General features: G+C 73.5%; 23 protein-coding genes. 15 read left to right on the top strand and 8 right to left on the bottom strand.

Annotation, left to right across the window (positions count from 1 at the left end; genetic code table 11):
- Positions 1-27 precede the first annotated feature (27 nt).
- Positions 28-276 carry a hypothetical protein gene (locus tag AB0O19_RS10745; RefSeq protein ID WP_363619055.1) on the bottom strand — a complete coding sequence of 83 codons (249 nt, stop codon included), beginning with the start codon at positions 274-276 and terminating at the stop codon, positions 28-30.
- 151 nt (positions 277-427) lie between these two features.
- Complete coding sequence (gene def / locus AB0O19_RS10740) at positions 428-1,033, bottom strand: peptide deformylase (RefSeq protein ID WP_363619054.1); 606 nt, start codon at positions 1,031-1,033, stop codon at positions 428-430.
- An 83-nt stretch (positions 1,034-1,116) separates the two neighbouring features.
- Between def and AB0O19_RS10735 the strand changes: the two genes are divergently transcribed.
- On the top strand, positions 1,117-1,677 hold the full coding sequence (locus tag AB0O19_RS10735; protein ID WP_363619053.1) for a helix-turn-helix domain-containing protein: 561 nt from the start codon (positions 1,117-1,119) through the stop codon (positions 1,675-1,677).
- A 174-nt stretch (positions 1,678-1,851) separates the two neighbouring features.
- Here the strand turns inward: AB0O19_RS10735 and AB0O19_RS10730 are convergent, their stop codons facing one another.
- Entirely contained in the window at positions 1,852-2,094 is a 243-nt protein-coding gene (locus AB0O19_RS10730; protein WP_363584000.1) for a hypothetical protein, read from the bottom strand.
- Positions 2,095-2,314: 220 nt separating this feature from the next.
- Here AB0O19_RS10730 and AB0O19_RS10725 point away from each other — a divergent pair, with 220 nt between their 5' ends.
- A complete protein-coding gene (locus AB0O19_RS10725; protein WP_363619052.1) occupies positions 2,315-3,106 on the top strand; it encodes an AAC(3) family N-acetyltransferase in 792 nt (263 codons plus the stop codon).
- Positions 3,107-3,124: 18 nt separating this feature from the next.
- Here the strand turns inward: AB0O19_RS10725 and AB0O19_RS10720 are convergent, their stop codons facing one another.
- Positions 3,125-3,931, bottom strand: coding sequence for a nucleotidyltransferase domain-containing protein (locus tag AB0O19_RS10720; protein WP_363619051.1), 807 nt, complete (start codon positions 3,929-3,931; stop codon positions 3,125-3,127).
- Positions 3,932-4,213: 282 nt separating this feature from the next.
- Here AB0O19_RS10720 and AB0O19_RS10715 point away from each other — a divergent pair, with 282 nt between their 5' ends.
- Positions 4,214-5,125: an LLM class flavin-dependent oxidoreductase gene (locus tag AB0O19_RS10715; protein ID WP_363619050.1), complete on the top strand. Its 912-nt coding sequence runs from the start codon at positions 4,214-4,216 to the stop codon at positions 5,123-5,125.
- Positions 5,126-5,183: 58 nt separating this feature from the next.
- Here AB0O19_RS10715 and hemC read toward each other — a convergent pair whose 3' ends face one another.
- The 3 genes from hemC to AB0O19_RS10700 all read right to left on the bottom strand — a co-directional run bounded on the left by hemC (position 5,184) and on the right by AB0O19_RS10700 (position 9,298).
- Positions 5,184-6,119: a hydroxymethylbilane synthase gene (gene hemC, locus AB0O19_RS10710; protein ID WP_363619049.1), complete on the bottom strand. Its 936-nt coding sequence runs from the start codon at positions 6,117-6,119 to the stop codon at positions 5,184-5,186.
- A gap of 147 nt (positions 6,120-6,266) precedes the next feature.
- Positions 6,267-8,576 carry an FtsX-like permease family protein gene (locus AB0O19_RS10705; RefSeq protein ID WP_363619048.1) on the bottom strand — a complete coding sequence of 770 codons (2,310 nt, stop codon included), beginning with the start codon at positions 8,574-8,576 and terminating at the stop codon, positions 6,267-6,269.
- Positions 8,573-9,298, bottom strand: a complete 726-nt coding sequence (locus tag AB0O19_RS10700; RefSeq protein WP_363619047.1) for an ABC transporter ATP-binding protein — start codon at positions 9,296-9,298, stop codon at positions 8,573-8,575. Before AB0O19_RS10700 ends, AB0O19_RS10705 begins: the two co-directional genes overlap by 4 nt.
- Positions 9,299-9,436: 138 nt before the next feature.
- Here AB0O19_RS10700 and AB0O19_RS10695 point away from each other — a divergent pair, with 138 nt between their 5' ends.
- The 6 genes from AB0O19_RS10695 (at position 9,437) to AB0O19_RS10670 (ending at position 14,816) form a co-directional block, all read left to right on the top strand.
- Positions 9,437-10,312 (top strand): histidine kinase, encoded by an 876-nt coding sequence (locus AB0O19_RS10695; protein ID WP_363619046.1) that lies wholly within the window; start codon positions 9,437-9,439, stop codon positions 10,310-10,312.
- Positions 10,309-11,043, top strand: a complete 735-nt coding sequence (locus tag AB0O19_RS10690) for a response regulator transcription factor (RefSeq protein WP_363619045.1) — start codon at positions 10,309-10,311, stop codon at positions 11,041-11,043. The genes AB0O19_RS10695 and AB0O19_RS10690 overlap by 4 nt, the downstream gene beginning before the upstream one ends.
- Positions 11,044-11,211: 168 nt before the next feature.
- The gene (locus AB0O19_RS10685) at positions 11,212-12,417 is read left to right on the top strand and encodes a cytochrome P450 (RefSeq protein ID WP_363619044.1); all 1,206 of its coding nucleotides are present in this window, start codon (positions 11,212-11,214) and stop codon (positions 12,415-12,417) included.
- Between the two features lie 126 nt (positions 12,418-12,543).
- Positions 12,544-13,701, top strand: coding sequence for a type III polyketide synthase (locus AB0O19_RS10680; RefSeq protein WP_363619043.1), 1,158 nt, complete (start codon positions 12,544-12,546; stop codon positions 13,699-13,701).
- Positions 13,698-14,282: an NUDIX hydrolase gene (locus AB0O19_RS10675; RefSeq protein ID WP_363619042.1), complete on the top strand. Its 585-nt coding sequence runs from the start codon at positions 13,698-13,700 to the stop codon at positions 14,280-14,282. The genes AB0O19_RS10680 and AB0O19_RS10675 overlap by 4 nt, the downstream gene beginning before the upstream one ends.
- Before the next feature lie 111 nt (positions 14,283-14,393).
- On the top strand, positions 14,394-14,816 hold the full coding sequence (locus tag AB0O19_RS10670; protein ID WP_079135502.1) for an SHOCT domain-containing protein: 423 nt from the start codon (positions 14,394-14,396) through the stop codon (positions 14,814-14,816).
- A gap of 122 nt (positions 14,817-14,938) precedes the next feature.
- On the opposite strand, the gene AB0O19_RS10665 is transcribed toward AB0O19_RS10670, so the two are convergent.
- A complete protein-coding gene (locus AB0O19_RS10665) occupies positions 14,939-17,437 on the bottom strand; it encodes a Tex family protein (RefSeq protein WP_363619041.1) in 2,499 nt (832 codons plus the stop codon).
- 167 nt (positions 17,438-17,604) lie between these two features.
- Here AB0O19_RS10665 and AB0O19_RS10660 point away from each other — a divergent pair, with 167 nt between their 5' ends.
- The 6 genes from AB0O19_RS10660 to AB0O19_RS10635 all read left to right on the top strand — a co-directional run bounded on the left by AB0O19_RS10660 (position 17,605) and on the right by AB0O19_RS10635 (position 21,516).
- On the top strand, positions 17,605-18,024 hold the full coding sequence (locus AB0O19_RS10660) for a PPOX class F420-dependent oxidoreductase (protein ID WP_363584025.1): 420 nt from the start codon (positions 17,605-17,607) through the stop codon (positions 18,022-18,024).
- Positions 18,025-18,088: 64 nt separating this feature from the next.
- Positions 18,089-18,988 carry an aminoglycoside phosphotransferase family protein gene (locus AB0O19_RS10655; RefSeq protein WP_363619040.1) on the top strand — a complete coding sequence of 300 codons (900 nt, stop codon included), beginning with the start codon at positions 18,089-18,091 and terminating at the stop codon, positions 18,986-18,988.
- 148 nt (positions 18,989-19,136) lie between these two features.
- Positions 19,137-19,637 carry a DUF6232 family protein gene (locus AB0O19_RS10650; protein ID WP_363619039.1) on the top strand — a complete coding sequence of 167 codons (501 nt, stop codon included), beginning with the start codon at positions 19,137-19,139 and terminating at the stop codon, positions 19,635-19,637.
- Entirely contained in the window at positions 19,634-19,957 is a 324-nt protein-coding gene (locus tag AB0O19_RS10645; protein WP_363619038.1) for a hypothetical protein, read from the top strand. The genes AB0O19_RS10650 and AB0O19_RS10645 overlap by 4 nt, the downstream gene beginning before the upstream one ends.
- Before the next feature lie 106 nt (positions 19,958-20,063).
- A complete protein-coding gene (locus AB0O19_RS10640; protein ID WP_363619037.1) occupies positions 20,064-20,720 on the top strand; it encodes a TetR/AcrR family transcriptional regulator in 657 nt (218 codons plus the stop codon).
- 61 nt (positions 20,721-20,781) lie between these two features.
- Positions 20,782-21,516: a tyrosine-protein phosphatase gene (locus AB0O19_RS10635; RefSeq protein WP_363619036.1), complete on the top strand. Its 735-nt coding sequence runs from the start codon at positions 20,782-20,784 to the stop codon at positions 21,514-21,516.
- The last annotated feature ends 57 nt before the right edge of the window (positions 21,517-21,573 follow it).

Genomic DNA, 21,573 nt, shown 5'->3' with positions numbered 1-21,573 from the left:
GGGCGGCGTCAGTCGGTGTCGGCGGCGTCAGACGATGTCGACGGCGAAGTCCATCTGGACGACCTGCGGCGGGGGATCCATCAGGCCCGGGGCGTCCACCTCGAAGTCCATCTGGGTGATCTGCGGCGCGGGCTCCGTCAGGATCGGGCTGTCCAGGTCGAAGTCCGTCCGGCCGACCTGGCGGAAGGGCCGGTCCGCGGCCGTGTCGGGGTCCAGCGTGAGATCGGCGTCCACGTCGATGTCGACGACGTCGAAGGCCGGGCTGCTTGCGGTCACGGTAGGCACTCGACAGTCACTCGTCCCCTCGGAGCCACGGGCGTTGGCGACTTCATGCTACTGAACACCAGTTCGCGCCGACAGCCCTCACGGGCGCCTCCGGTGCGCCAGCCGGCCGAGGCCCTGGTCGGGCGCGGTCAGCGGTCAGCGGTCAGCGGGCCGACGACCGCGCCGCCCCGGCCGCGCGCTGGGCCCGCTGAGCCCGCTGAGCGAAGACGTCCTCCCGTCGGTCGGCGGTCTGGCGCAGGACGCGCTTACGGTCCCGGCCGGACAGCCGGTCGATGTACAGCTGCCCGTTCAGGTGATCGGTCTCGTGCTGGAGGCAGCGGGCGAAGTAGCCGGTCCCCTCGATGGTGACGGCGGCGCCGTACTGGTCGAAGCCGTGCACCACCACCTCGGCCGGGCGGGCGAGTTCGGCGCCGGCGCCGGGGACGGAGAGGCAGCCTTCGGTGTCCTCGATCAGCCGGCGGCCGGGCTCGCGGGGCTCGATGACCGGGTTGAGCACGTGGCCGACGTGCCGGACGCCCTGGTCGTCGCGGCAGTCGTAGACGAAGAGGCTGAGGTCCACGTCCACCTGGTTGGCCGCGAGCCCGCAGCCGTCGGCGACCTGCATGGTGGCGAACATGTCCTCGATGAGGCGGGCCAGCCGTTCGCTGCCGTAGTCCTCCCCGGTCGCCGGGCGGCAGGTGCGGCGGAGGATGTCCTCCCCCACCTCGGTGATCCGCAGGACGGTCGGGCGTTCACGCGGTTCGGACATCGGCGCTCCCTCGTCGACACCGTCGACACGACGGCGAGGATGACGGCTTGTCATCGACTTTGCAAAGTAGCAGACTTTGCAAAGTGACCGAAGATGCCAGAGGCGCCGAAGACACCGAAGACCTCGCCGCGCCCGCCACCGGCGCCCTCCCCCAGCACCCCGTACGCACCGCGCTCCTCGGCCTCCTCGCCGAGAAGGCCGCCCTCACCTCCACCGAGGCCGCCGCCGCCACCGGGTACAGCTCCGGCCTGTGCTCCTTCCACCTCCGGCAGCTGGCCCGCCACGGCCTCATCGAGGAGGCCCCCGCCACCGACGGCCGCGCCCGCCCCTGGCGGCTCCCGCAGCAGCCCCACCAGCCCTCCGCGGCCGAAGAGTTCGGGGACCTCGCGCGCGGCCTGGAGGACGAGAGCTACCAGCGTTGGCTCGCCCGCCGCGACACGGCCCCGGCCGACTGGCGGCAGGACGAGGCGTTCAGCACCGTCCTCTACCTGACCCCCGCCGAACTGGCCGTCGTCGGCGAAGCCGTCCGCCAGGTGCTGGCCCGCTACCGCGACCGCGAGGCCGACCCGGCCGGCCGCCCTGACGGTGCCCGCCCGGTCGCCGCCGTGGCCCGCCTCTTCCCGCTCCTCCCGGACGAGCACTGACGAGCACTGACGAGCGCTCACAAGCACTGACGAGCACCGACGAGCAGGGCCACCTACAGACGGAGCAGGAAGTCGGCCGGACCGACTTCCTGCTCCGCGACCGTCGACTATCACGGGGAGTTCAAGGCCAGGCCGCCCGGCCGGCGGCCTGCCGCTCCCGCGCGCCTACCCGGCTCAGGCCCAGATGGAGAGGCGGGCCGTGTTCGGGGCGACATCACAGAAGTAGCTGACCGCCTCGCCCCGGGCCACGTAGGCCCGGCCCGCGGCGTCGCACGCGGCGCCGCTCGGGTACATGCCGACATAGACGTATCCGGTCGTCACGCTCGTGGATGCCTGAGCAGCCGGGGCGGCCATCAGCCCGCCCGCAGCCAGCAGTCCAGCAAGGGCCATGGTGGAAACCGCTTTGCGCATTGCCATGCCGGTGCCTTCTTCCCTCCAAGAGGAGCGCCGGAGTCCGCCCCCCGGCGCTTCGCGGTGATCCTCCTCCACTCCCGAACCCAAAGCAATGGTCAAGACCAAATGGTCGAGACCAATTTGGCAGTGCGTCAGCGGCGGCGTCCGGGCGGCACCCGGGCGGCGTCCGGGCGAGGGAAAAACCCGCTGGCGCACCGGCCCCACCGGCCTGCAAGCTGGCCCGATGCGCGTCAACGGCCCCCTCTGCACCCGCCAGTCCCTCGCCGCCGAGTTGCGCGCCGCCGGGGTCGAACCCGGCGGCACGCTGCTCGTGCACTCCTCGCTGCGCTCCCTCGGCTGGGTCTCCGGCGGGCCGGTCACCGTCGTCCAGGCCCTGCTCGACGCCCTCGGACCGACCGGCACCCTCGTCGTCCCCACCCACACCGGGGACAACTCCGACCCCGCCGGCTGGTCCAACCCGCCGGTGCCGGAGGCCTGGTGGCCCGACATCCGGGCGTCCTGGCCCGCGTACGACCCGCAGATGAGCCCCACCCTGGGAATGGGCGCCATCCCCGAGACCGTCCGGACCTGGCCCGGCGCCCGGCGCAGCGCCCACCCGCAGACCTCCTTCTCCGCCCTCGGCCCGGGCGCGGCCGAGACCACCGACGGACACGCCCTCGACTGCCTGCTCGGCGAGTCCAGCCCGCTCGCCCGACTGGAGGACCGCGACGCCCAGGTCCTGCTGCTGGGCGTCGACTTCGGCTCCTGCACCTGCTTCCACCTCGCCGAATACCGCGTCCCGGGCCCGAGCGAGGACATCTCCTTCGCCGCCCTCACCCCCGAGGGCCGCCAACGGCTCACCGTCCGCGACCGGGCCATCTGCGCCGACGACTTCGCCGAACTCGGCACCGCCTTCGAGGCCGACCGCCCGAAGGCCGTCCGCCACGCCACGGTCGGCGCCGCCACCACCCGCCTCTTCCGCCTCCGCGACGCCGTCGCCTACGCGCAGCACTGGCTGCCCGAGCACCGGGCGTAGAACAGGACGTGTCCGATTTCAGGTCCGGGGCGTCTTCTCCCCGTGGACGGCGGTGTACTCGGCCGCCAGCCACGGCCCGAGGTCCTCGGTGAGCACCTTGAGGACGGTCGGGTCCGCCGTCGGCGTACGGGCCACGGTCGCCGCCAGACGCATCTGCTCGGCGCGTTCCGGGTAGTAACGGGCGAACGCCCCGGCGGACTCGGTGAGATCGCTGGTCCAACCACCCCACCGCGGCATCACCAGGGTGAAGCCCGTCCGCACGATCCGGCGGGCGACTGCGCGGCTGAGCGCCCGGCGCTCGGCGGGCGTACCGGCCGAGCCCGCCCGCTCGCGCCAGCGCGGGAGGGCAAGGGCGAGATCACCGTTGGTCTCGCGGGCGAGCGTGGAGGTGGGGCGGTAGCGGGGCAGTCCGGCGGCGAGGTCGTCACCGAGCAAAGGGGTGCACAGGCAGGCCACGAACCAGCCCAGATCGTGACGTTCGAGCTCGCTCAGCAGCGTGTCGGCGCTGAACAGGAGGATTCCGACACCGTTGACCTGCGGGAAGGATGCGTCGAGCCGGGATTCGAGCGCACCGGCATCAGCCCGGTCGGCGGCGGAGGGCTCCTGCCTCAGGGCGAGCAGGAGATCGAGATCGGAGACCTCGGGGATCGCGGTGCCGCGCGGGATGCTGCCGTAGAGGTAGGCACTGTGCAGCCGGGGTCGGTCGAAGACCTCGGCGATCAGCGTGCGGGCGGCGACGACCACGGGTGCGAACGCCTGGGGCACCCGGCCCAACGAGCCCTCCCGTGCGATGAAGCCGTCGTCGTCCAGTCCCGCGCTCGTCATGGGGGTACTCTGCCGGTTCCCGCGCCCCCCGGGCGAGCCGATTTCGGACGCCGGGCACGGCCAATCGTCAACTCTCCGGCGATTACCGGGCATCATTCCAGGCACGGACGCGAGGGGAACGGCGTTGGACCCAGGGAACACCTCGCGCCACCGTCGCCGCACTCCGACGAGCACGCTCCCCGGAACGACGAGCCGCAGGACGGGGAGCAGGGCCGCGCACCGCGCGCGGGCCCGCGGAGGGGCGGCGCCCGTATGCGGCCTGCCCTCCGGAGGATGATCCCCATGCAGCCCGACCCTCAGCCCGCTTCTCAGCCCGCCCCGCAAGCCGCCCCGCAGGCCGTCAAGATCGGCCTCGGTCTGCCCCTCCAGGACCCCGTCCTGCTGTTCGAGTGGGCCCGGCGGGCCGACGCCGGCCCGTTCAGCACGCTGGGCCTGGCGGACCGGGTGGTGTTCGACAACCCCGAGCCGCTGGTGACGCTGGCCGCCCTGGCCGGCGCCACGTCCCGCGTCCGCCTGCAGACCGAGGTGCTGCTCGCGCCGCACCACGTCCCCGCGCTGCTCGCCAAGCAGACCGCCACCCTGGACCTGCTCTCCGGCGGGCGGTTCACGCTCGGCCTCGGCGTCGGCGGCCGGGAGGACGACTTCCTGGCCGCCGGCATCGACCCGCGCCGCCGGGGCCGGCTCCTGGACGAGCGGATGGCGGTGCTGCGCCGCCTCTGGGCCGGTGAGCCGTTCGGCGACGGGGTCGGCCCGGTCGGGCCCGCGCCGGTGACACCGGGCGGCCCCGAGGTGCTGTTCGGCGGCTTCGCCCCGGCCGCGCTGGACCGGGTCGGCCGGTTCGGGGACGGCTTCCTCGGCGCGGGGGTGCCGCCGGAGGCGATGGCCGGGCTGTTCCAGGACGTCGAGAAGTCCTGGCAGCGGCACGGCCGCGACGGCCGGCCCCGGCTGGTCGCCCAGGCGAACGCCGTCCTCGGCTCGGCGGAGACGGTCGAGCAGGCCCGGCGCAACATCCGTGCGTACTACGAGTCCAGCGGCCGTGCCGACCGGATGGAGGAGGGCCTGCTCACCACGCCGGAGGCGATCCGGGCCGCCGTGGCCGGCTTCACGGCCATCGGCGCGGACGAGGTGATGCTGTACTGCTGGTCCCCCGAGGTGGACCAGGTGGACCGCTTCGCCGAACTGCTGTTCCGGTAGCGGTCGCAGAGCCGGAGATCAGTGCGGGATGCCGGAGATCAGTGCGAGATGCCGGAGATCAGTGCGGGATGCCCGCGATCAGCTCCTGTGCGCCCTGCCGCTTGAGTGCCAGCGCCGTGGAGGTGCCGAGGTCCTCGGGGCTGAGCGCGCCGGCCCACTCGTGGGCGTCCAGCACCTGCTTGCCGTCCGGGCTGAAGACCCGGCCGCGCATCGACAGCCGGCCGTCCGGTTCGGCCTTGGCGTAGCCGGCGATCGGGCTGTTGCAGTGGCCCTGGAGGACGTGCAGGAACATCCGCTCGGCCGCCGCCTCGCGCCAGGTGTCGCGGTGGCCGAGCGCGGCGACCGCGTCGACGGTGACGACGTCGTCCTCGCGGCACTGCAGGACGAGGATGCCGGCGCCGACCGGCGGGCACATCGCGTCGAGGTCCAGGATCTCGGTGATCCGCGCCTGCTCGCCGATCCGCTCCAGCCCGGAGACGGCGAGCAGCAGCGCGTCGGCCTCCCCGGCGGCCAGCTTGGCCAGCCGGCTGTTGGCGTTGCCGCGGATCGGCACGCACACCAGGTGCGGGTGGGAGGCGGCGAGTTGGGCGACCCGGCGAACGGAGGAGGTGCCGATCCGGGTGCCGGGCGGCAGTTCGGCGAGGGTCAGGCCGCCGGGGTGGACGAGGGCGTCGCGGATGTCGTCGCGGCGCAGGTAGGCGGCGAAGACCGTGCCGGCGGGCAGCGGGCGGTCGGCGGGCACGTCCTTGAGGCAGTGCACGGCGACGTCGGCCTCCCCGGCGAGCAGCGCGGCGTCGACCTCCTTGGTGAACGCGCCCTTGCCGCCGAGCCGGGCGAGGTCGCCCATCCAGCGGTCGCCGGAGGTGGTGACCGGCACCACCTCGGTGCGCAGGCCCGGGTGCAGGGCGGCGAGTTCGGCGCGGACCCGCTCGACCTGGGCGAGCGCCATGGGCGAGGAGCGGGAGACGATGCGGATCAGCTCAGCGGTGGCCATGGCGCGATGATAGGCGCTCGACCGCCGGGCCTTGACCCGGCGTCAGCCATGCGGCCGAAGGCCCGCCGGACGGCACCCGGACGGCCGGGCGACGAACCGCCCGGCCGGCCGTGCGCTGCCCGCGGGCCGGCCGCGCGACGCCCCCGCTCACTCGTTGTGCAGCACCTCGGCGATCGGCAGCCGGGCCGCCGAGCGGGCCGGGACGAGGGCGCCGAGGACGGCGATCACGACGCCCGCCAGTGCGAGCCCGGCGAGCAACGGGGCGCCCCAGACGTCGATCATGTGCTCCGGGAAGGCCAGGATCCGGACGTTCTCGGCGATCAGCCGGTGCACCACGATCCCGACCGGGATGCCGATGACACCGCTGAGCGCGCCCTGCCAGGCCACCGAGGTGACCGTCATCGCGACGACCTGGCGGGGCGTCATGCCGATGGACTTCAGCATGCCGATGTCCCGGCGGCGCTCGCGGATGGTGAGCAGCAGGGTGTTGAAGACGCCGAGCGAGGCGACCACCGACAGCAGGACGGTGAAGACCGTGCTGAAGGTCTGGATCGCGACGACGGGCCCCACCGAACTCGCGGTGACCACCGAGGGCGCCAGGCTCGGGTCGGCGTCCGTGACCGCCTTCCGGTAGGCCGCGGTGTCGGCGCCGTCGGCGAGCCGCACGTCGTACTCGACCGTGTGCGGGTCGGGGGTGAGTTCGGCCCGGGTGGCGTCGTTGGAGGTGATCGCGTTCGCGTTGCCCTGGATCTCCTCGCCGACGATGGTGACGGCCCGCTGCCGGCCCTCCAGGCTCAGGGTGATCCGGTCGCCGAGCTTGAGCCCGCGCTGGTCGAGGAAGGCCGGCCCGGCCTGGACCTCGTCCGGCCCGGTCGCCGGGCGGCCCTTGACCACCCGCAGCCACCTGGTGGCGGCGATGTCGTCGCCGCCGTAGAAGTCCATGAAGACGGGCTGGGTGTGGCCGACCACGCCCACCCGGACCAGTCCCCGGGTGACGACCTGCGCGGCTCCGGGGGTGGCGCGCAGCATCGCCTCGGTCTGGGCCGGGGTCAGCCGCGGCTCGGCCGGGTTGCTCTGGAAGTGGCCGGTCTGCACGTTGACGTGGGTCTTGTCGTCGGCCGGGGCCATGCTCCTGGCCAGGGTGCTGCTCAGGCCGGTGGTGACCGTCACGGTGACCACGCCGAGCACGATCGCCGCCATGGTCAGCGCCGTCCGGCCCGGGCGGGCGAAGGGCTGGCCGAGGCCGAGGCTGACGGCGCGCGGCAGCCGGGTGCCGCTCAGCCGGCGCTGGACCTTCAGCCCGCGCCCGGTGCGCGGCGCGCTGCCGGCCGAGATCGCCTGGGCGGCGGAGAGCCGGTGGGCGCGCGAGGCCGGGACGAACGCGGCGGCGACGACCAGCAGCGGGACGCCGACCAGGGTGGCGGCGGGCAGCCAGCCGGCCGGCTCGATCACGGCGGTGCCGGTCGAGATGCCGCTGAAGGCGGTCTCCAGGATCGGGTACGCCCCCGCCCAGCCGGCCGCCGTCCCGAGGACCGTGCCGGCGACCGCGGGCACCGAGACCATGGTCAGGTAGACCGTGACCACCTGGCGCGGGGTGAAGCCGATCGACTTCAGCACGCCGATGTGCCGGTAGCCGGAGACCACCGCGCCGCTCACCACGTTGCCGACGATCAGCGCGGCGACGACCAGGCCGAGCACGCCGAAGACCGTCATCAGCGGGAGGTAGGCGTCGGCGCCGGCGGAGAAGGCCTGCTTGAGCGCCAGGTACGACTGCGTGCTGGCGAGCGCGTCCTCGGGCAGGCCCTCGGTGGCCGCGCCGAGGGAGGCCGTCACCTGCTGCTCGGTGTCCGCGTCGGCGAAGCGGTAGAGCATCTGGCGGCCGGTGGGGTGCAGGGCCGCCGCCTGCTCGGGGACGACCCAGCCGCCGGCGGACTGGCTCATGCTGCCGGCGAAGCCGACGATGGTGAGCTTCAGCCCGGTGGCGGTGGTGAGCGAGGTGCCGAGGAACCTCGTCGCGGCGCCGCCGCCCGGTTGCTGGATGACCACCTCGCCGGGCGCCGTGGCCCAGCGGCCGCCGAGCAGCCGCACCCGGTCCACCGGCCCGGCCGGATCGGCCCGGCCGACCAGGGTCAGCGGGCCCGGCGGGCGACCGACCCAGTCGGTGGGGATCTCCACCACGGCCTGGTCGAACGGCCCGGCGGCGGCCTCGACGCCCGGCCGGTGGGCGGTGGCGGCCAGCTGCTCCGCCGAGGCCCTGGCCGGGTCGAAGGCCGCGACGACGTGGGCGCCGCGCTCGGCGGCGAAGGCGTCGTCGAAGGGGGCCCGGGCGGCGCTGATCACCGCGAGGGCGAGCAGCACGGTCGTGGTGGAGCAGAAGACGACCAGGCCGATCACGAAGGTCTGCACCCGGCGGCGCTTCACGGCCGCCCGGGACGCCCGCCACACGGCGCCGGTCATGCGGACGCCTCCAGGGCCCGCTCGCGCGCCACCTTCCCGTCCGCGACCTCGACCAGGCGGCTGGCGCAGCGGGTGGCCAGGTCGGGGTCGTGGGTGACGATCAGCAGGGTCTGGCCGATCTGGTTGAGGTCGATCAGCAGGTCCATCACCTGCTCGCCGGAGCGGCTGTCCAGTGCGCCGGTCGGCTCGTCCGCGAGCAGCAGCGCCGGGCGGTTCATCAGGGCCCGGGCCACCGCGACCCGCTGGCGCTCGCCGCCGCTGAGTGCGGCCGGGTAGGTGTCCTTGCGGTGCGCGACGCCGAGTTCGTCCAGCAGTTCCAGGGCGCGGCGGCGCGCCTGGCGGGCCGTGGTGCCGGTCAGCTGGGCGGCCAGGGCGACGTTGTCGAGGGCGGGCAGGTCGTCGATCAGGTTGAAGAACTGGAAGATCATGCCGATGTGGCGGCGGCGGAACAGGGCCAGGCCGGTCTCGTTCAGCCGCCCGAGGTCCTGGCCGTGCACCCGGACGGTGCCGGAGGTCGGCCGGTCCAGCCCGGCGACCATGTTCAGCAGGGTGGACTTGCCGCACCCGGAGGGGCCCATCACGGCGACCGCCTCGCCCGCCCGGATCCGCAGGTCGACGCCGTCGAGCGCCTTGGCGTCGCCGAACTCCTTGTGGACCCCGGTCAGCTCGACGACGGTCTGCGCGTCGTCCGGCGGGGTGGTCCCGTCGTGGTCGTTGCTCATGGTGGACGACGGTAGGCGCGGGCCCCCGGGCCCGGCGTCCCACCCGGGGTGTAGCCGGGGCGGCCGTAGTACCCGGGATGTACGCGGGCGGCACCCCCGGATGATGTCGATCATGGCCTGGACTGGGAAACTGGCGGCGTGTGGGGAACGGGGACGAACTGGGCCGCCGTAGCGGTGGCGAGTGCGGCGGTGGCGGGTACGGCGGTCGCGGCGGCCGGCTGGCTGGGCGTCGCGCTCGCCCGGGCGCGGCGGCTGCACCGGGCGGCCATCGGCGAGCGCGGCTGGCTGCTGGAACGGGAGCGGGAGAGCGCCGCCCGTACCGCCGTGGAAGCCGAACGGGCGCGCATCGCGGCCGAGTTGCACGACATCGTCAGCCACAACGTGAGTCTGATGGTGGTCCAGGCCGGGGCCGCGCGGGAGGTGATCGCCACCATGCCCGGGGAGGCGGCGGCGGCGATGGGCGCCGTCGAGGCCGCCGGGCGCGACGCGATGACCGAGCTGCGGCACCTGCTCGGACTGCTCGCCCCGGCCGCCGACGGCACCGGGGAGGAGGCGGACGGTTTCGCGCCGCAGCCCAGCCTGAGCCGCCTCGGGCCGCTGATCGACCGGTTCGCCTTCGCCGGGCTGCCGGTGGAGGTGCGGATCTCGGGCGAGCCGAGACCGCTGCCCGGCGGCGTCGACGTGACGGCGTACCGGATCATCCAGGAGGCGCTGACCAACGCGCTCAAACACGGGGACGGGGTGACGGCCGAGGTGACGGTGCGCTACGCGGACCACTACCTGCGGGTGGAAGTGCTCAACAGCGGGCCGAGCGTGCTGGCGGGCGCCCACGCCGCGCCCGCGCGGCCCGCCGATGCCGCGCCCGCGCAGCCCGCCCGGCCGGCCGACGGCGCCGGGCGCGGGCTGCTCGGCCTGCGCGAGCGCGTCGCCGTGTACGGCGGCGACCTCGACGCCCGGCGCCGGCTCGGCGGCGGCTACCGGGTCCGCGCCCGCATCCCGCTGGACCGGCCGTGACCGGGGCCGAGGCGGAGCGGGGGCCGGAGCAGCAGCCGGAGCGGGAGCGCCGCCCCCGGGTGGTGATCGCCGACGACCAGGAGCTCGTCCGCACCGGCTTCCGGATGATCCTCACCGCGCGCGGCATCGACGTGGTCGCCGAGGCCGCCGACGGCGCCGAGGCGGTGGCGGCCGCCGTCGCGCACCGGCCGGACGTCGCGCTGCTGGACATCCGGATGCCCGGCATGGACGGCCTGGAGGCCGCCCGCCGGATCCTCGCGCGGGCGCCCCGCTGCCGGGTGATCATGCTGACCACCTTCGACCTCGACCACTACGTCTACGCCGCCCTCGCCGCCGGGGCCAGCGGCTTCCTGCTCAAGGACGTCACCTCCGCCCATCTCGCCGCCGCCGTGCGCCTGGTGGACACCGGGGACGCCCTGCTCGCCCCCTCGATCACCCGGCGGCTGGTCGAACGCTTCGCGGCCGGCGCCCCGCGTCCCGCCCCCGGCGCCGACGGCCCGCCGCTGCACCGCAACCTCGCCCCGCTCACCCCGCGCGAGGCGGAGGTGCTGGCGCTGCTCGGACGCGGGCTGTCCAACACCGAGTTGGCGGCCGAACTGACGCTCAGCGAGTCGACGGTGAAGACGCACGTCGCCCGGATCTTCGCCAAGCTCGACCTGCGCGACCGGGCCCAGGCGGTCGTCCTCGCGTACGAGACCGGGTTGGTCTCGCCGGGAGGCGGTTCCGATTGACGTCCAGTCAATTCCCTTGATTCGCATGACAATCAGCTATCTAACTCGTTAGAGCTAACTCCCGGTCTGATTCACATTTTTGCCAGTTCATGGGGGAACATCTCTCTGTCCGCGCCCGAACGAGAAATGACCGTTCGGGCGGCATTTCCAAGACATTTGGACAGGCCCGTGACTACCTCCGCCCCCGTGTGGGACTGCCCCTTCAACCACACCGACGGCCTGGAGTTCGACCCGCTCCTCAAGCGGCTGCTCACCGAGGCCCCGATCGCCAGGATCCGACTGCCGCACGGCGAGGGCGAGGCCTGGCTGGCCACCCGCTACGAGGACGTCCGGATCGTCACCACCGACCGGCGGTTCAGCCGCGCCGCCGGCATCGGGCGCGACCTGCCCCGGATGACGCCCGCCCCGATCGCCCAGGCCGAGGCGATCAACCTGATGGACCCGCCGGCCCACAACCGGCTGCGCCGCCTCGTCGCCCAGGGCTTCACCAACCGCCAGGTCGAGCGGATGCGCCCGGCCACCCAGCGGATCGTCGACGGCTACCTCGACGAGATGGCCGAACACGGCTCCCCCGCCGACCTGGTGCACTTCCTCTCCAGCCGGCTCCCGCTCACCACCATCTGCGAGCTGCTGGACATCCCCGAGCAGGACCGCGCCGAACTGCGCGGCCACGCCGTCGCCATGATGACGATGGGCCCCGGCAGCCGGGCCGGCCAGGAAGCCGCCAAGGCCGCGCTGCGCGGCTACTTCACCGAGCTGACCGCCGCCCGCCGCGCCCACCCCGGCGAGGACCTGATCAGCTCCCTCGCCACCGCCCGCGACGGCGACGAACTGCTGGACGACCAGGAGCTGGCCGTCATGGCGATGGTCCTGCTGGTCACCGGCCACGACACCAGCACCTACCAGCTCAGCAACATCACCTACACCCTGCTCACCCACCCCGAACAGCTCGCCAAGCTGCGCGCCCAGCCCGAACTGCTGCCGCGCGGGCTGGAGGAGCTGCTGCGCTTCATCCCGTTCCGCCAGGGCGTCGGCATCGCCCGGGTCGCCACCGAGGACGTCGAGCTGGGCGGCGTGCTGATCCGGGCCGGCGAGGCCGTCCACGTCTCCTACCTCACCGCCAACCGCGACCCGGCGATGTACGAGCGCCCCGACGAACTCGACCTCGACCGCGGCGCCCCCACCCACATGGCCTTCGGCCACGGCCAGCACCACTGCCTCGGCGCGCACCTGGCCCGGATGGAGCTCCAGGTCGCCATCGGCACCCTGCTGCGGCGATTCCCCGGCCTGCGGCTCGCCGTCCCGCCGTCCGAACTCGACTGGCACACCGGGTCGATCTGGCGCTACCCCCGCACCCTGCCGCTCGCCTGGTGACCTCCTCCCCGCGCCGCCGCCTCCGCCACGGAGCACCGCACGGCGCCCGTCCGACGCATCCGTAGGCCGCCTGCCCGGGCCGCTCGCCAGCCCGCCCGGCCAGGCCACCCAGGGGAGACCCGCACCATGGCAACACTCTGCCGCCCTGCCGTCGCCGTACCCGAGAACGTCATCACCCTCGACCAGACCCTCGACCTGGCCCGCAGCCTGCACGCCGGCCACCCGCAACTCGGCCTCGCCCTGCGGCTGATCGAGAACACCGGGGTGCGGACCAGGCACCTGGTCCAGCCGATCGAGCAGACCCTCACCCACCCGGGCTTCACCGCCCGCAACGCGGTCTACGAGCGGGAGGCCAAGCTCCGCGTCCCCGAGGTGGTCGAACGGGCGCTGGGGTACGCCGAGTTGGGCGCCCGGGACATCGACCTGATCATCTACGTGTCCTGCACCGGCTTCATGATGCCGTCGCTGACCGCCTGGCTGATCAACGCCCTGGGCTTCCGCTCCGACACCCGCCAGATGCCGATCGCCCAGCTCGGCTGCGCGGCCGGCGGCGCCGCCGTCAACCGCGCGCACGACTTCTGCCGCGCCTACCCGGGCGCCAACGTGCTGATCGTCTCCTGCGAGTTCTGCTCGCTCTGCTACCAGCCGACCGACCTCGGTGTCGGCTCGCTGCTCTCCAACGGCCTGTTCGGGGACGCCGTCGCCGCCGTGGTGATGCGCGGACACGGCGGCACCGGCGTGCACGTCGAGCGCAACGGCTCGCACCTCGTCCCGGACACCGAGAACTGGATCTCCTACGGGGTCAAGGACACCGGGTTCCACTTCCAGCTGGACAAGCGGGTGCCCGGCACCATGGAGATGCTCGCCCCGGCGCTGCGCGGCCTGGCCGTCGAACACGGCTGGGACGTCTCCGGGTTGGGCTTCTACATCGTGCACGCCGGCGGCCCGCGCATCCTCGACGACCTCTGCCACTTCCTCAACCTGGAGCCGGCCACCTTCCGGTACAGCCGCGCGACGCTGACCGAGCGCGGCAACATCGCCAGCGCCGTCGTCTTCGACGCGCTCGCCCGGCTGTTCGCCGACGGCGGCGTGGCCGACGGCACCACCGGCCTGATCGCCGGTTTCGGGCCGGGCATCACCGCCGAGATCTCGCTGGGGAGTTGGGTCGGCGAGCCGGTCGAGGCCGCCCGCCGCCGGCCGCGGGCCATCTCCACCTCGGACATCACACTCGTCCATCCGAGCGCCCCCCGGCGTTTCCCGGCCGGCACTACGATCACCGAATGACTGACACCACGCACCAGGCGGACACCGACGACAGATCCGCCGAACTCGCCACCCTCTTCCCCGCGTTGCACGCCCCGCAGTACTGGACCTGGGGCCGGTACGACGCGCTGTTCTCCACCGTGCTGCCGCCGGACGAGCTGGTGACCAACATCCACCTGGTGGGCTTCGCGGACGACAAGGTGGTCCTCTGCCGGGACGACCGGGACCACTGGTTCCTGCCCGGCGGCACCCGGGAGCAGGACGAGAGCATCGCCACCTGCCTGGCGCGCGAGCTGCGCGAGGAGGCCGGCGCCCGGCTGCTCGGCGAGCCGGACTGGCTCGGCGCGCACCGCTGCCGCACCGAGGACCCGACGCCGTACCGGCCGTGGCAGCCGCACCCGGAGAAGGCGTGGCTGTGGGGCTGGGCGGAGGTCACGGTGGACTCGACGCCGACCAACCCGGCGGACGGCGAGCAGGTGGTCGAGGTGCGGGCGGTGCCGGCGGACGAGGCGCAGCGGCTGCTGCTGGCCGGGCACGACGCCTGGTGGGGCGAGCTGATCGGGCTGGCCGTGGAGCTGCGGCGGCGGGCCGGGCGGGGCTGATCCCCCGCCCCTCCGAGCCCCCGCTCCGAGATATTCCCGCCGGGCCGGAAGACCACTGGAACGGCCGAACAACAGAGAGCATTGTCCGTTTTGCGATGATATGACTCGGCCATGGACACCAACATGCTGGCCGTGGACTACCCGGTGCTCAACATCTTCTGGACGATGCTGGAGCTGTTCCTCTGGATCCTCTGGTTCTTCCTGCTGTTCAAGATCATCACGGACATCTTCCGCAGCCACGACCTGGGCGGCTGGGCCAAGGCCGGCTGGCTGCTCCTGGTGATCGTGCTGCCGCTGATCGGTGTGCTGGCCTACGTGATCGCCCGCGGGAAGTCGATGAGCGAGCGGGACGCCGCCCAGGTCCGGCAGAGCGAGGCCGCCGTCAAGGCCTACATCCGGGAGGCGGCCGGAACCGGCACACCCGGGGGCGGCGGCAGCCACGTCGACGACCTGGCGAGACTGGCGGACCTGAAGGAGAAGGGCGCCATCTCCGAGGAGGAGTACCAGAAGGCCAAGGACAAGCTCCTGGCCTGACCCGGCCCGACCCGACCCGCACGGCGGCCGGGGCCGGCGGACGCGCAGACGTCCCCCGGCCCCGGCCGCGGCGATAAGCCGCTCAGCACCTCAGCACCTCAACCGCTCAGCGCCTCAACCGCTCAGCGCCGCCCGGAGCGGCGGTCACCCGAGGCGTCGCCGCCGGTCAGGCCCGCCCGGCGCAGCGCGTCCGCCATCGCGCTGTTCGCCAGCGGCGCGCCGCCGCCCGAACCGCCCGAACCGCCCGAACCGCCGGAGCCGCCGCCCTGGCCGCGCCGGTCCTGGCCGCCGCCCCGGCGCTCCTGGCGCGGCGGGCGGGCCTGCCGGTCGCCGCGCTCGCCGCCCCGGCCACGGTCGCCACCACGCTCGCCGCGCTCGCCCCGGTCACCGCGGTCGCCGCCCCGGTCGCGACCGACCTCGTCGTCCAGCCGCAGGGTCAGCCCGATGCGCTTGCGCGGCACGTCCACCGAGACGACCCGGACCTTCACGATGTCACCCGGCTTGACCACCTCGCGCGGATCCTTGACGAAGGTCCTCGACAGCGCCGAGACGTGCACCAGCCCGTCCTGGTGGACGCCCACGTCGACGAAGGCGCCGAACGCGGCCACATTGGTGACCACGCCCTCCAGCACCATCCCGACCTCCAGGTCGCCGATCTTGTCGACGCCCTCCTTGAAGGTCGCGGTGCGGAACGCCGGGCGCGGGTCGCGGCCGGGCTTGTCCAGCTCGCCGAGGATGTCGGTGACGGTCGGGATGCCGAAGACCTCGTCGGCGAAGTCGCCCGGTCGCAGGGCCCGCAGCCGTTCGCCGTTGCCGATCAGCCCGCTCAGCTCCCCGCCGGTGGACGCCAGGATCCGGCGCACCACCGGGTACGCCTCGGGGTGCACGCTGGAGGCGTCCAGCGGGTCGTCGCCGTCGGGGATGCGCAGGAAGCCCGCGCACTGCTCGAAGGCCTTCGGGCCCAGCCGGGAGACGTCCTTGAGCTGCCGGCGGGTGCGGAACGGGCCGTTGGCGTCGCGGTGGGCCACGATGTTGTCGGCGAGCGTGCCGGTGATGCCGGAGACCCGGGTGAGCAGCGGCGCCGAGGCGGTGTTGACGTCCACGCCCACGGCGTTGACGCAGTCCTCGACCACCGCGTCCAGCGAACGGGAGAGCTTCACCTCGCTCAGGTCGTGCTGGTACTGGCCGACCCCGATCGACTTCGGGTCGATCTTGACCAGTTCGGCCAGCGGGTCCTGGAGGCGGCGGGCGATCGAGACCGCGCCGCGGATCGACACGTCCAGCTCCGGCAGCTCCTGCGAGGCGAAGGCGGAGGCCGAGTAGACCGAGGCGCCCGCCTCGCTGACCATCGCCTTGGTGAGCTTCAGCTCGGGGTGGCGCTTGAGCAGGTCCTCGGCGAGCTTGTCCGTCTCCCGGGAGGCGGTGCCGTTGCCGATCGCCACCAGGTCGACGTCGTGCTTCTTCGCCAGCGCGGCCAGGGTGGCGAGCGCGGCGTCCCACTTGTTGGCGGGCTGGTGCGGGTAGATCGTGTCGTACGCGAGGACCTTGCCGGTGGCGTCCACCACCGCGACCTTCACCCCCGTCCGGAAGCCCGGGTCCAGGCCCATGGTGGCGCGGGTGCCGGCCGGCGCGGCCAGCAGCAGATCGCGCAGGTTGGCGGCGAAGACGCGCACCGCCTCCTCCTCCGCCTCGGCCCGCAGCCGCGACCGCAGGTCGATGCCGAGCCGGACCAGGACGCGGGTGCGCCAGGCCCAACGGACGGTGTCGCCCAGCCACTTGTCGGCCGGGCGGCCGTGGTCGGCGATGCCGAAGCGGGCGGCGATCCGCCGCTCGTAGTCGTTCTCGCCGGGCAGGTCGCCCTCCTCGCCGTCGTACGGCGAGAGGTCGAGGTCCAGCACCTCCTCCTTCTCGCCGCGCAGCATCGCCAGGATGCGGTGCGAGGGGAGCTTGGTGTACGGCTCGGCGAAGTCGAAGTAGTCGGCGAACTTGGCGCCGTCCTGCTCCTTGCCGTCACGCACGGTGGCCACCAGGCGGCCCCTGGTCCACATCCGCTCGCGCAGCGAACCGACCAGGTCGGCGTCCTCGCCGAAGCGCTCCACCAGGATCGCCCGGGCGCCCTCCAGCGCGGCGGCCGGCTCGGCGACGGACTCGTTCAGGAACCGGGCGGCCAGCGCCGCCGGATCCTGCGAGGGATCGGCGAGCAGCGTCTCGGCGAGCGGCTCCAGGCCCGCCTCGCGGGCGATCTGCGCCTTGGTGCGCCGCTTCGGCTTGAACGGCAGGTAGATGTCCTCCAGCCGGGCCTTGGAATCGGCGGCCAGCACCTGCGCGCGCAGCGCGTCGTCCAGCTTGCCCTGGGCCTCGATCGACTCCAGGACGGCCGCCCGGCGCTCCTCCAGCTCCCGCAGGTAGCGCAGCCGCTCCTCCAGGGTGCGCAGCTGGGCGTCGTCCAGGGAGCCGGTGACCTCCTTGCGGTAGCGGGCCACGAAGGGCACGGTCGCGCCGCCGTCGAGCAGCTCGACGGCGGACTTCACCTGCCCGTCGCGAACGCCCAGTTCCTCGGCGATCTTGCGCTCGATCGCCTGCTGGGCCTGCCGGGCCACCTGTTCGACTGGCGTGGTCACGAAGCCGGTCACCTTCTCCTTCAGTGCTTTCGCCGTACGCCCTGCATTCTGGCAGGTACCGGGGACAGCTCCCGGCCGCACCCGGGGCGCCCGGGCGTGGCGCCCTCCGCCCGCGGCCCCAACCAGACTCAAGCAGTGCCCCGTTGCGCCTTCCTACGCTGACGCGCATGGACACCTCCCCCGCACTGGACGCCTCCCGCGCGCCGGACGCCGCCGCCCGGCTGAGCGAACTCGCCGCCGCCAAGTACCTGCTGTTCACCACCCACCGCAAGAACGGCACCCCCGTGCCCACCCCGGTCTGGGTGGCGCGCGACGGCGACGCGCTGGTCTTCACCACCGTCACCCGCACCGGCAAGGTCAAGCGGCTGCGCAACCGCTCCGACGTGCTGGTCGGGCCGAGCGACATCCGCGGCACCCTGCTCGGCGAGCAGGTCCCGGCCACCGCCGTCCTCGACCCCGGCCGCGCGCCCGCCTACCGGAAGCTGCTGCGCCGCAAGTACGGGCTGCTGTGCGCGATCGCGCTGACCGCGAACGTGCTGCGCTTCGGCAGGGGCGGGACGATCGGCGTGCGGGTCACGCTGAGCTGAGGCCGGCCGTACGCATTCCGGGAATCCGCTGAAGGGCACCGATCCGCGCTGTACGCTGCCGGGCATGTGCGCTGCCACCCGGATGCACCCCGACGGACTGGTCATCGACGCGGCCCTGGTACGGCGGTTGATCTCCGCCCAGTTCCCGGACTGGGTCGGGCTGCCGGTCACGCCGGTCCCCTCCACCGGGACGGACAACGCGATGTTCCGCCTCGGGCCCGAACTCGCCGTCCGGCTACCCCGGGTGGAATGGGCGGCCGGGGACGTCCGCCGCGAGAAGCAGTGGCTGCCCGCGCTGGCCCCCCGACTGCCGCGGCCGATACCCGCTCCGCTCGCGGTCGGCCGGCCCGCCGCCGGCTACCCCTGGGAGTGGTCGGTGCTCCGCTGGTTCGAGGGCGCCAACCCGGTCGTCGGCGCCCTCGCCGCTCCCGGCGCGCTCGCCCGTGACCTCGCCGCCTTCGTCAACGCCCTGCGCGCCGTCAACCCGGCCGGCGGCCCGGCGGGCCACCGCAGCGTCCCGCTCGCCTCCCGCGACGGCGCCACCCGCGCGGCCATCGCCCAACTCGCCGGAGCGGTCGACACCCACGCCGCAACCGCCCTGTGGGACAAGGCGCTTCGCCTCTCCGAGTACGCCGGCCCGCCCTCCTGGATGCACGGCGACCTCACCCCCGGGAACCTCCTGCTCGACCGGTCCGGCCGGCTCGGCGCCGTCCTCGACTTCGGCCTGATGGGCGTCGGCGACCCCACCGCCGACCTGATCGTCGCCTGGAACCTGCTGCCCTCCTCGGCCCGCCCCGCCTTCCGCGCCGCACTCCACGCCGATGACGCCACGTGGGCCCGCGGCCGCGCCTGGGCCTTCTCCATCGCGCTGGTGACGATCCCCTACTACCGTCACACCAATCCGGGCCTCACCGCCAACGCCCGTCACGTCGTCCGCGAGGTGCTCGCCGACCGCAGCACCTGACCGGCCCCGCTGCCGACCGGGCCCTGATGCTGACCGCGCACCGCCGCCTGACCAGCGGGGCGGCACTCCCGTCGGCGCCGTCGGCGGCCGTTGCTATGGTTCTCCCCGCCACTACGGGTAGGGGGACGACTTGGCACGCAGAAGCAGTGTGATCGACGTCAGAGTCAGCCGGCGGGTGCTGTGGGTGGGCGGCGACGCCTATCCGCTCCACAACATCGCCCGGGCCCGGCGGTTCCAGCTGCTGCCGCCCAAGCGCGCGCGGGTGATCATCCGGTTCGCCCGGCAGGTGATCGGCCTGCTGGTGGCCACCGCCCTCCTCGGTTCGCTGCTCGGGCGCGGCGCGAACCAGGAGACGACCAAGAACGTGATCGGCCTGGTGGCGCTCGCGCTCTTCGCGGCCAGCCTCTACCGGCTGGTCAAGCGGCTGCAGATGCGCACGGTCTACCAGCTGATCATCGAGACCTCCAGCTCCTCGAACACGGCGGTGGTCAGCCACGACGCCCAGCAGGTCGGCAACCTGATCCAGCTGATCATGGAAGCGATCGACAACCCGCTGGCCGAGTTCGCGCTCCAGGTGGAGAACGTCCACATCGGCGACCAGATCAACCAGTACGGCGACCACAACACCGGGAAGAAGGTCAGTCTGTGAGCGGCGGCATCCACTTCGGGGACTCGGTCACCCAGCACGGCGACCACAACATCGGCATCATCAAGCACCAGGGCCCGGCCGACCCGCAGGCCGCGATGCGTGAACTCATCGCCGCCGTACGCCAGTTGCGCGAGCAGGTGCCGGCCGAGGACCGCGAGGTGCTGGACGAGTCGCTGGCGGACCTCGGCGGCGGGCAGGCCACCCCGCCCGCCACCCTGCGCCGCGCCCTGCGCAACATCTCCGGAGTCGCCGCCCTCGCCGCCGCCGGCGCCCCGGTGGTGGAGTCGATCCGCCGCATCCTGGACTCGCTGAGCTCCTGAGCACCCGAGCAGCAGATGGCGGGCAGCAGGCGGCACCCTACCGGGGGTAAATATCATACCGGGTCAGAAATCTTCCCGGGTCAAGACCTGCTGCTAGCCTGACGCCATGAGCGGACTGCGGGAACGGAAGAAGGAACGGACGCGGCGGGCGATCTCCGAGGCCGCGATCGCGCTCTTCCTGGAGCGCGGCTTCGACCCGGTCCCGGTGGCGGACGTCGCGGCCGCCGCCGAGGTGTCAAAGCCGACGCTGTTCAGCTACTTCTCCACCAAGGAGGACCTGGTCGTCCACCGCTTCGCCGACCACCAGGACCAGGCCGCCGGCGTGGTCCGCGGCCGGGCGGCCGGCGAAACGGTGCTGGCCGCCCTGCACCGGGACTTCCTGGACGGACTCGCCCGGCGCGACCCCGTCACCGGGCTCAACGACGACCCCCGGGTCCTGGCGTTCAGCGATCTGGTGTACTCCACGCCGAGCCTGAAGGCCCGGGGCGCCGAATACCTCGCCCGCGCCGAACAGTCCCTCGCCCGGGCGTTGCACGAGGCCCCCGACCTGGCCCCGCCCCGGTGCCTCACCGCCCCCCTCCTCGCCGCCCAGGTCACCGCCACCCAGCGGGTCCTCGCCGAACACAACTGGCACCGGATCCGGGACGACGGCCGGACCGCCGACGAACTCCACTTCGAGGCCACCACCAACGCCGACCGCGCCTTCGAACTCCTCACCACCGGCTACGAAGGCGCCGGGCACCCGGGCCCCACCGGGCGCTGAGGCCCCACCCAGCACGGAGGCCCCACCGGGCACCCGGGCACCACTGGTTAGAGTGCCGCGCATGACAACGCGTCAGCTCACCTTCGAACGGCTGCACAACTTCCGCGACCTGGGCGGCCACCCCGCCGCCGACGGCCGGTCCGTCCGCCGGGGCCTGCTCTACCGCTCCGACTCGCTCGGCAAGCTCACCTCGCCCGCCGACCTCGACCGGCTCCAGGCCCTCGGCGTGCGCACCGTGATCGACCTCCGCTACCCCTGGGAGATCGCCGCCAAGGGCCGGGTGCCCGACTACGAAGGGCTCGTCTACCACAACCTCTCGATCGAGCACCGCACCTACGACCAGGCCGAGATCGACCCGGACGTCGACCCCTGGCGCTACCTCGCCGATCGCTTCGCCGAGGTCACCGAGGACGGGGTGGAGGAGATCCGCGAGGCCCTGGAGGTGATCGCCGCCGCCGAGGAGCCCGTGGTCTTCCACTGCGCCTCCGGCAAGGACCGCACCGGGCTCATCGCCGCCCTCGTCCTCACCCTGCTCGGCGTCTCCGAGGACGACATCGCCGCCGACTTCGCCCTCACCGAGCTGGCCACACCGCACCTCGTCGCCGAATGGCACGCCGCCCACCCCGGCCGCACCCTCCGCTGGCCCGGCTACGGACGCGCCCCCGAGACGGTCATCCGCCTCGCCCTCGCCGACCTCACCGCCCGCCACGGCTCGGTCGAGGACTACGCCACCGGCACCCTCGGCTTCTCCCCCGCCCGGACAGCCGCCCTCCGCTCCCGCCTGCTCACGACCTGACCTCGTCCGACGGACCGTCAACGGCCAAGACGGTGAAGGGAGTTCACTCGAACACAG

Source organism: Kitasatospora sp. NPDC091276, from assembly GCF_040684355.1.
In the GTDB taxonomy this organism is placed as follows: Bacteria; Actinomycetota; Actinomycetes; order Streptomycetales; family Streptomycetaceae; genus Kitasatospora.
This window is presented reverse-complemented; position numbering and strand designations above follow the sequence as displayed.

Coding starts and splice junctions, on each gene's coding strand:
- AB0O19_RS10730 (WP_363584000.1), bottom strand. CDS start 2,094: ATGGCAATGCGCAAAGCGGTTTCCACCATGGCCCTTGCTGGACTGCTG.
- AB0O19_RS10640 (WP_363619037.1), top strand. CDS start 20,064: ATGAGCGGACTGCGGGAACGGAAGAAGGAACGGACGCGGCGGGCGATC.
- AB0O19_RS10660 (WP_363584025.1), top strand. CDS start 17,605: ATGGACACCTCCCCCGCACTGGACGCCTCCCGCGCGCCGGACGCCGCC.
- AB0O19_RS10715 (WP_363619050.1), top strand. CDS start 4,214: ATGCAGCCCGACCCTCAGCCCGCTTCTCAGCCCGCCCCGCAAGCCGCC.
- AB0O19_RS10705 (WP_363619048.1), bottom strand. CDS start 8,576: ATGACCGGCGCCGTGTGGCGGGCGTCCCGGGCGGCCGTGAAGCGCCGC.
- AB0O19_RS10675 (WP_363619042.1), top strand. CDS start 13,698: ATGACTGACACCACGCACCAGGCGGACACCGACGACAGATCCGCCGAA.
- AB0O19_RS10655 (WP_363619040.1), top strand. CDS start 18,089: ATGTGCGCTGCCACCCGGATGCACCCCGACGGACTGGTCATCGACGCG.
- AB0O19_RS10725 (WP_363619052.1), top strand. CDS start 2,315: ATGCGCGTCAACGGCCCCCTCTGCACCCGCCAGTCCCTCGCCGCCGAG.
- hemC (WP_363619049.1), bottom strand. CDS start 6,119: ATGGCCACCGCTGAGCTGATCCGCATCGTCTCCCGCTCCTCGCCCATG.
- AB0O19_RS10670 (WP_079135502.1), top strand. CDS start 14,394: ATGGACACCAACATGCTGGCCGTGGACTACCCGGTGCTCAACATCTTC.
- AB0O19_RS10700 (WP_363619047.1), bottom strand. CDS start 9,298: ATGAGCAACGACCACGACGGGACCACCCCGCCGGACGACGCGCAGACC.
- AB0O19_RS10680 (WP_363619043.1), top strand. CDS start 12,544: ATGGCAACACTCTGCCGCCCTGCCGTCGCCGTACCCGAGAACGTCATC.
- AB0O19_RS10720 (WP_363619051.1), bottom strand. CDS start 3,931: ATGACGAGCGCGGGACTGGACGACGACGGCTTCATCGCACGGGAGGGC.
- def (WP_363619054.1), bottom strand. CDS start 1,033: ATGTCCGAACCGCGTGAACGCCCGACCGTCCTGCGGATCACCGAGGTG.
- AB0O19_RS10635 (WP_363619036.1), top strand. CDS start 20,782: ATGACAACGCGTCAGCTCACCTTCGAACGGCTGCACAACTTCCGCGAC.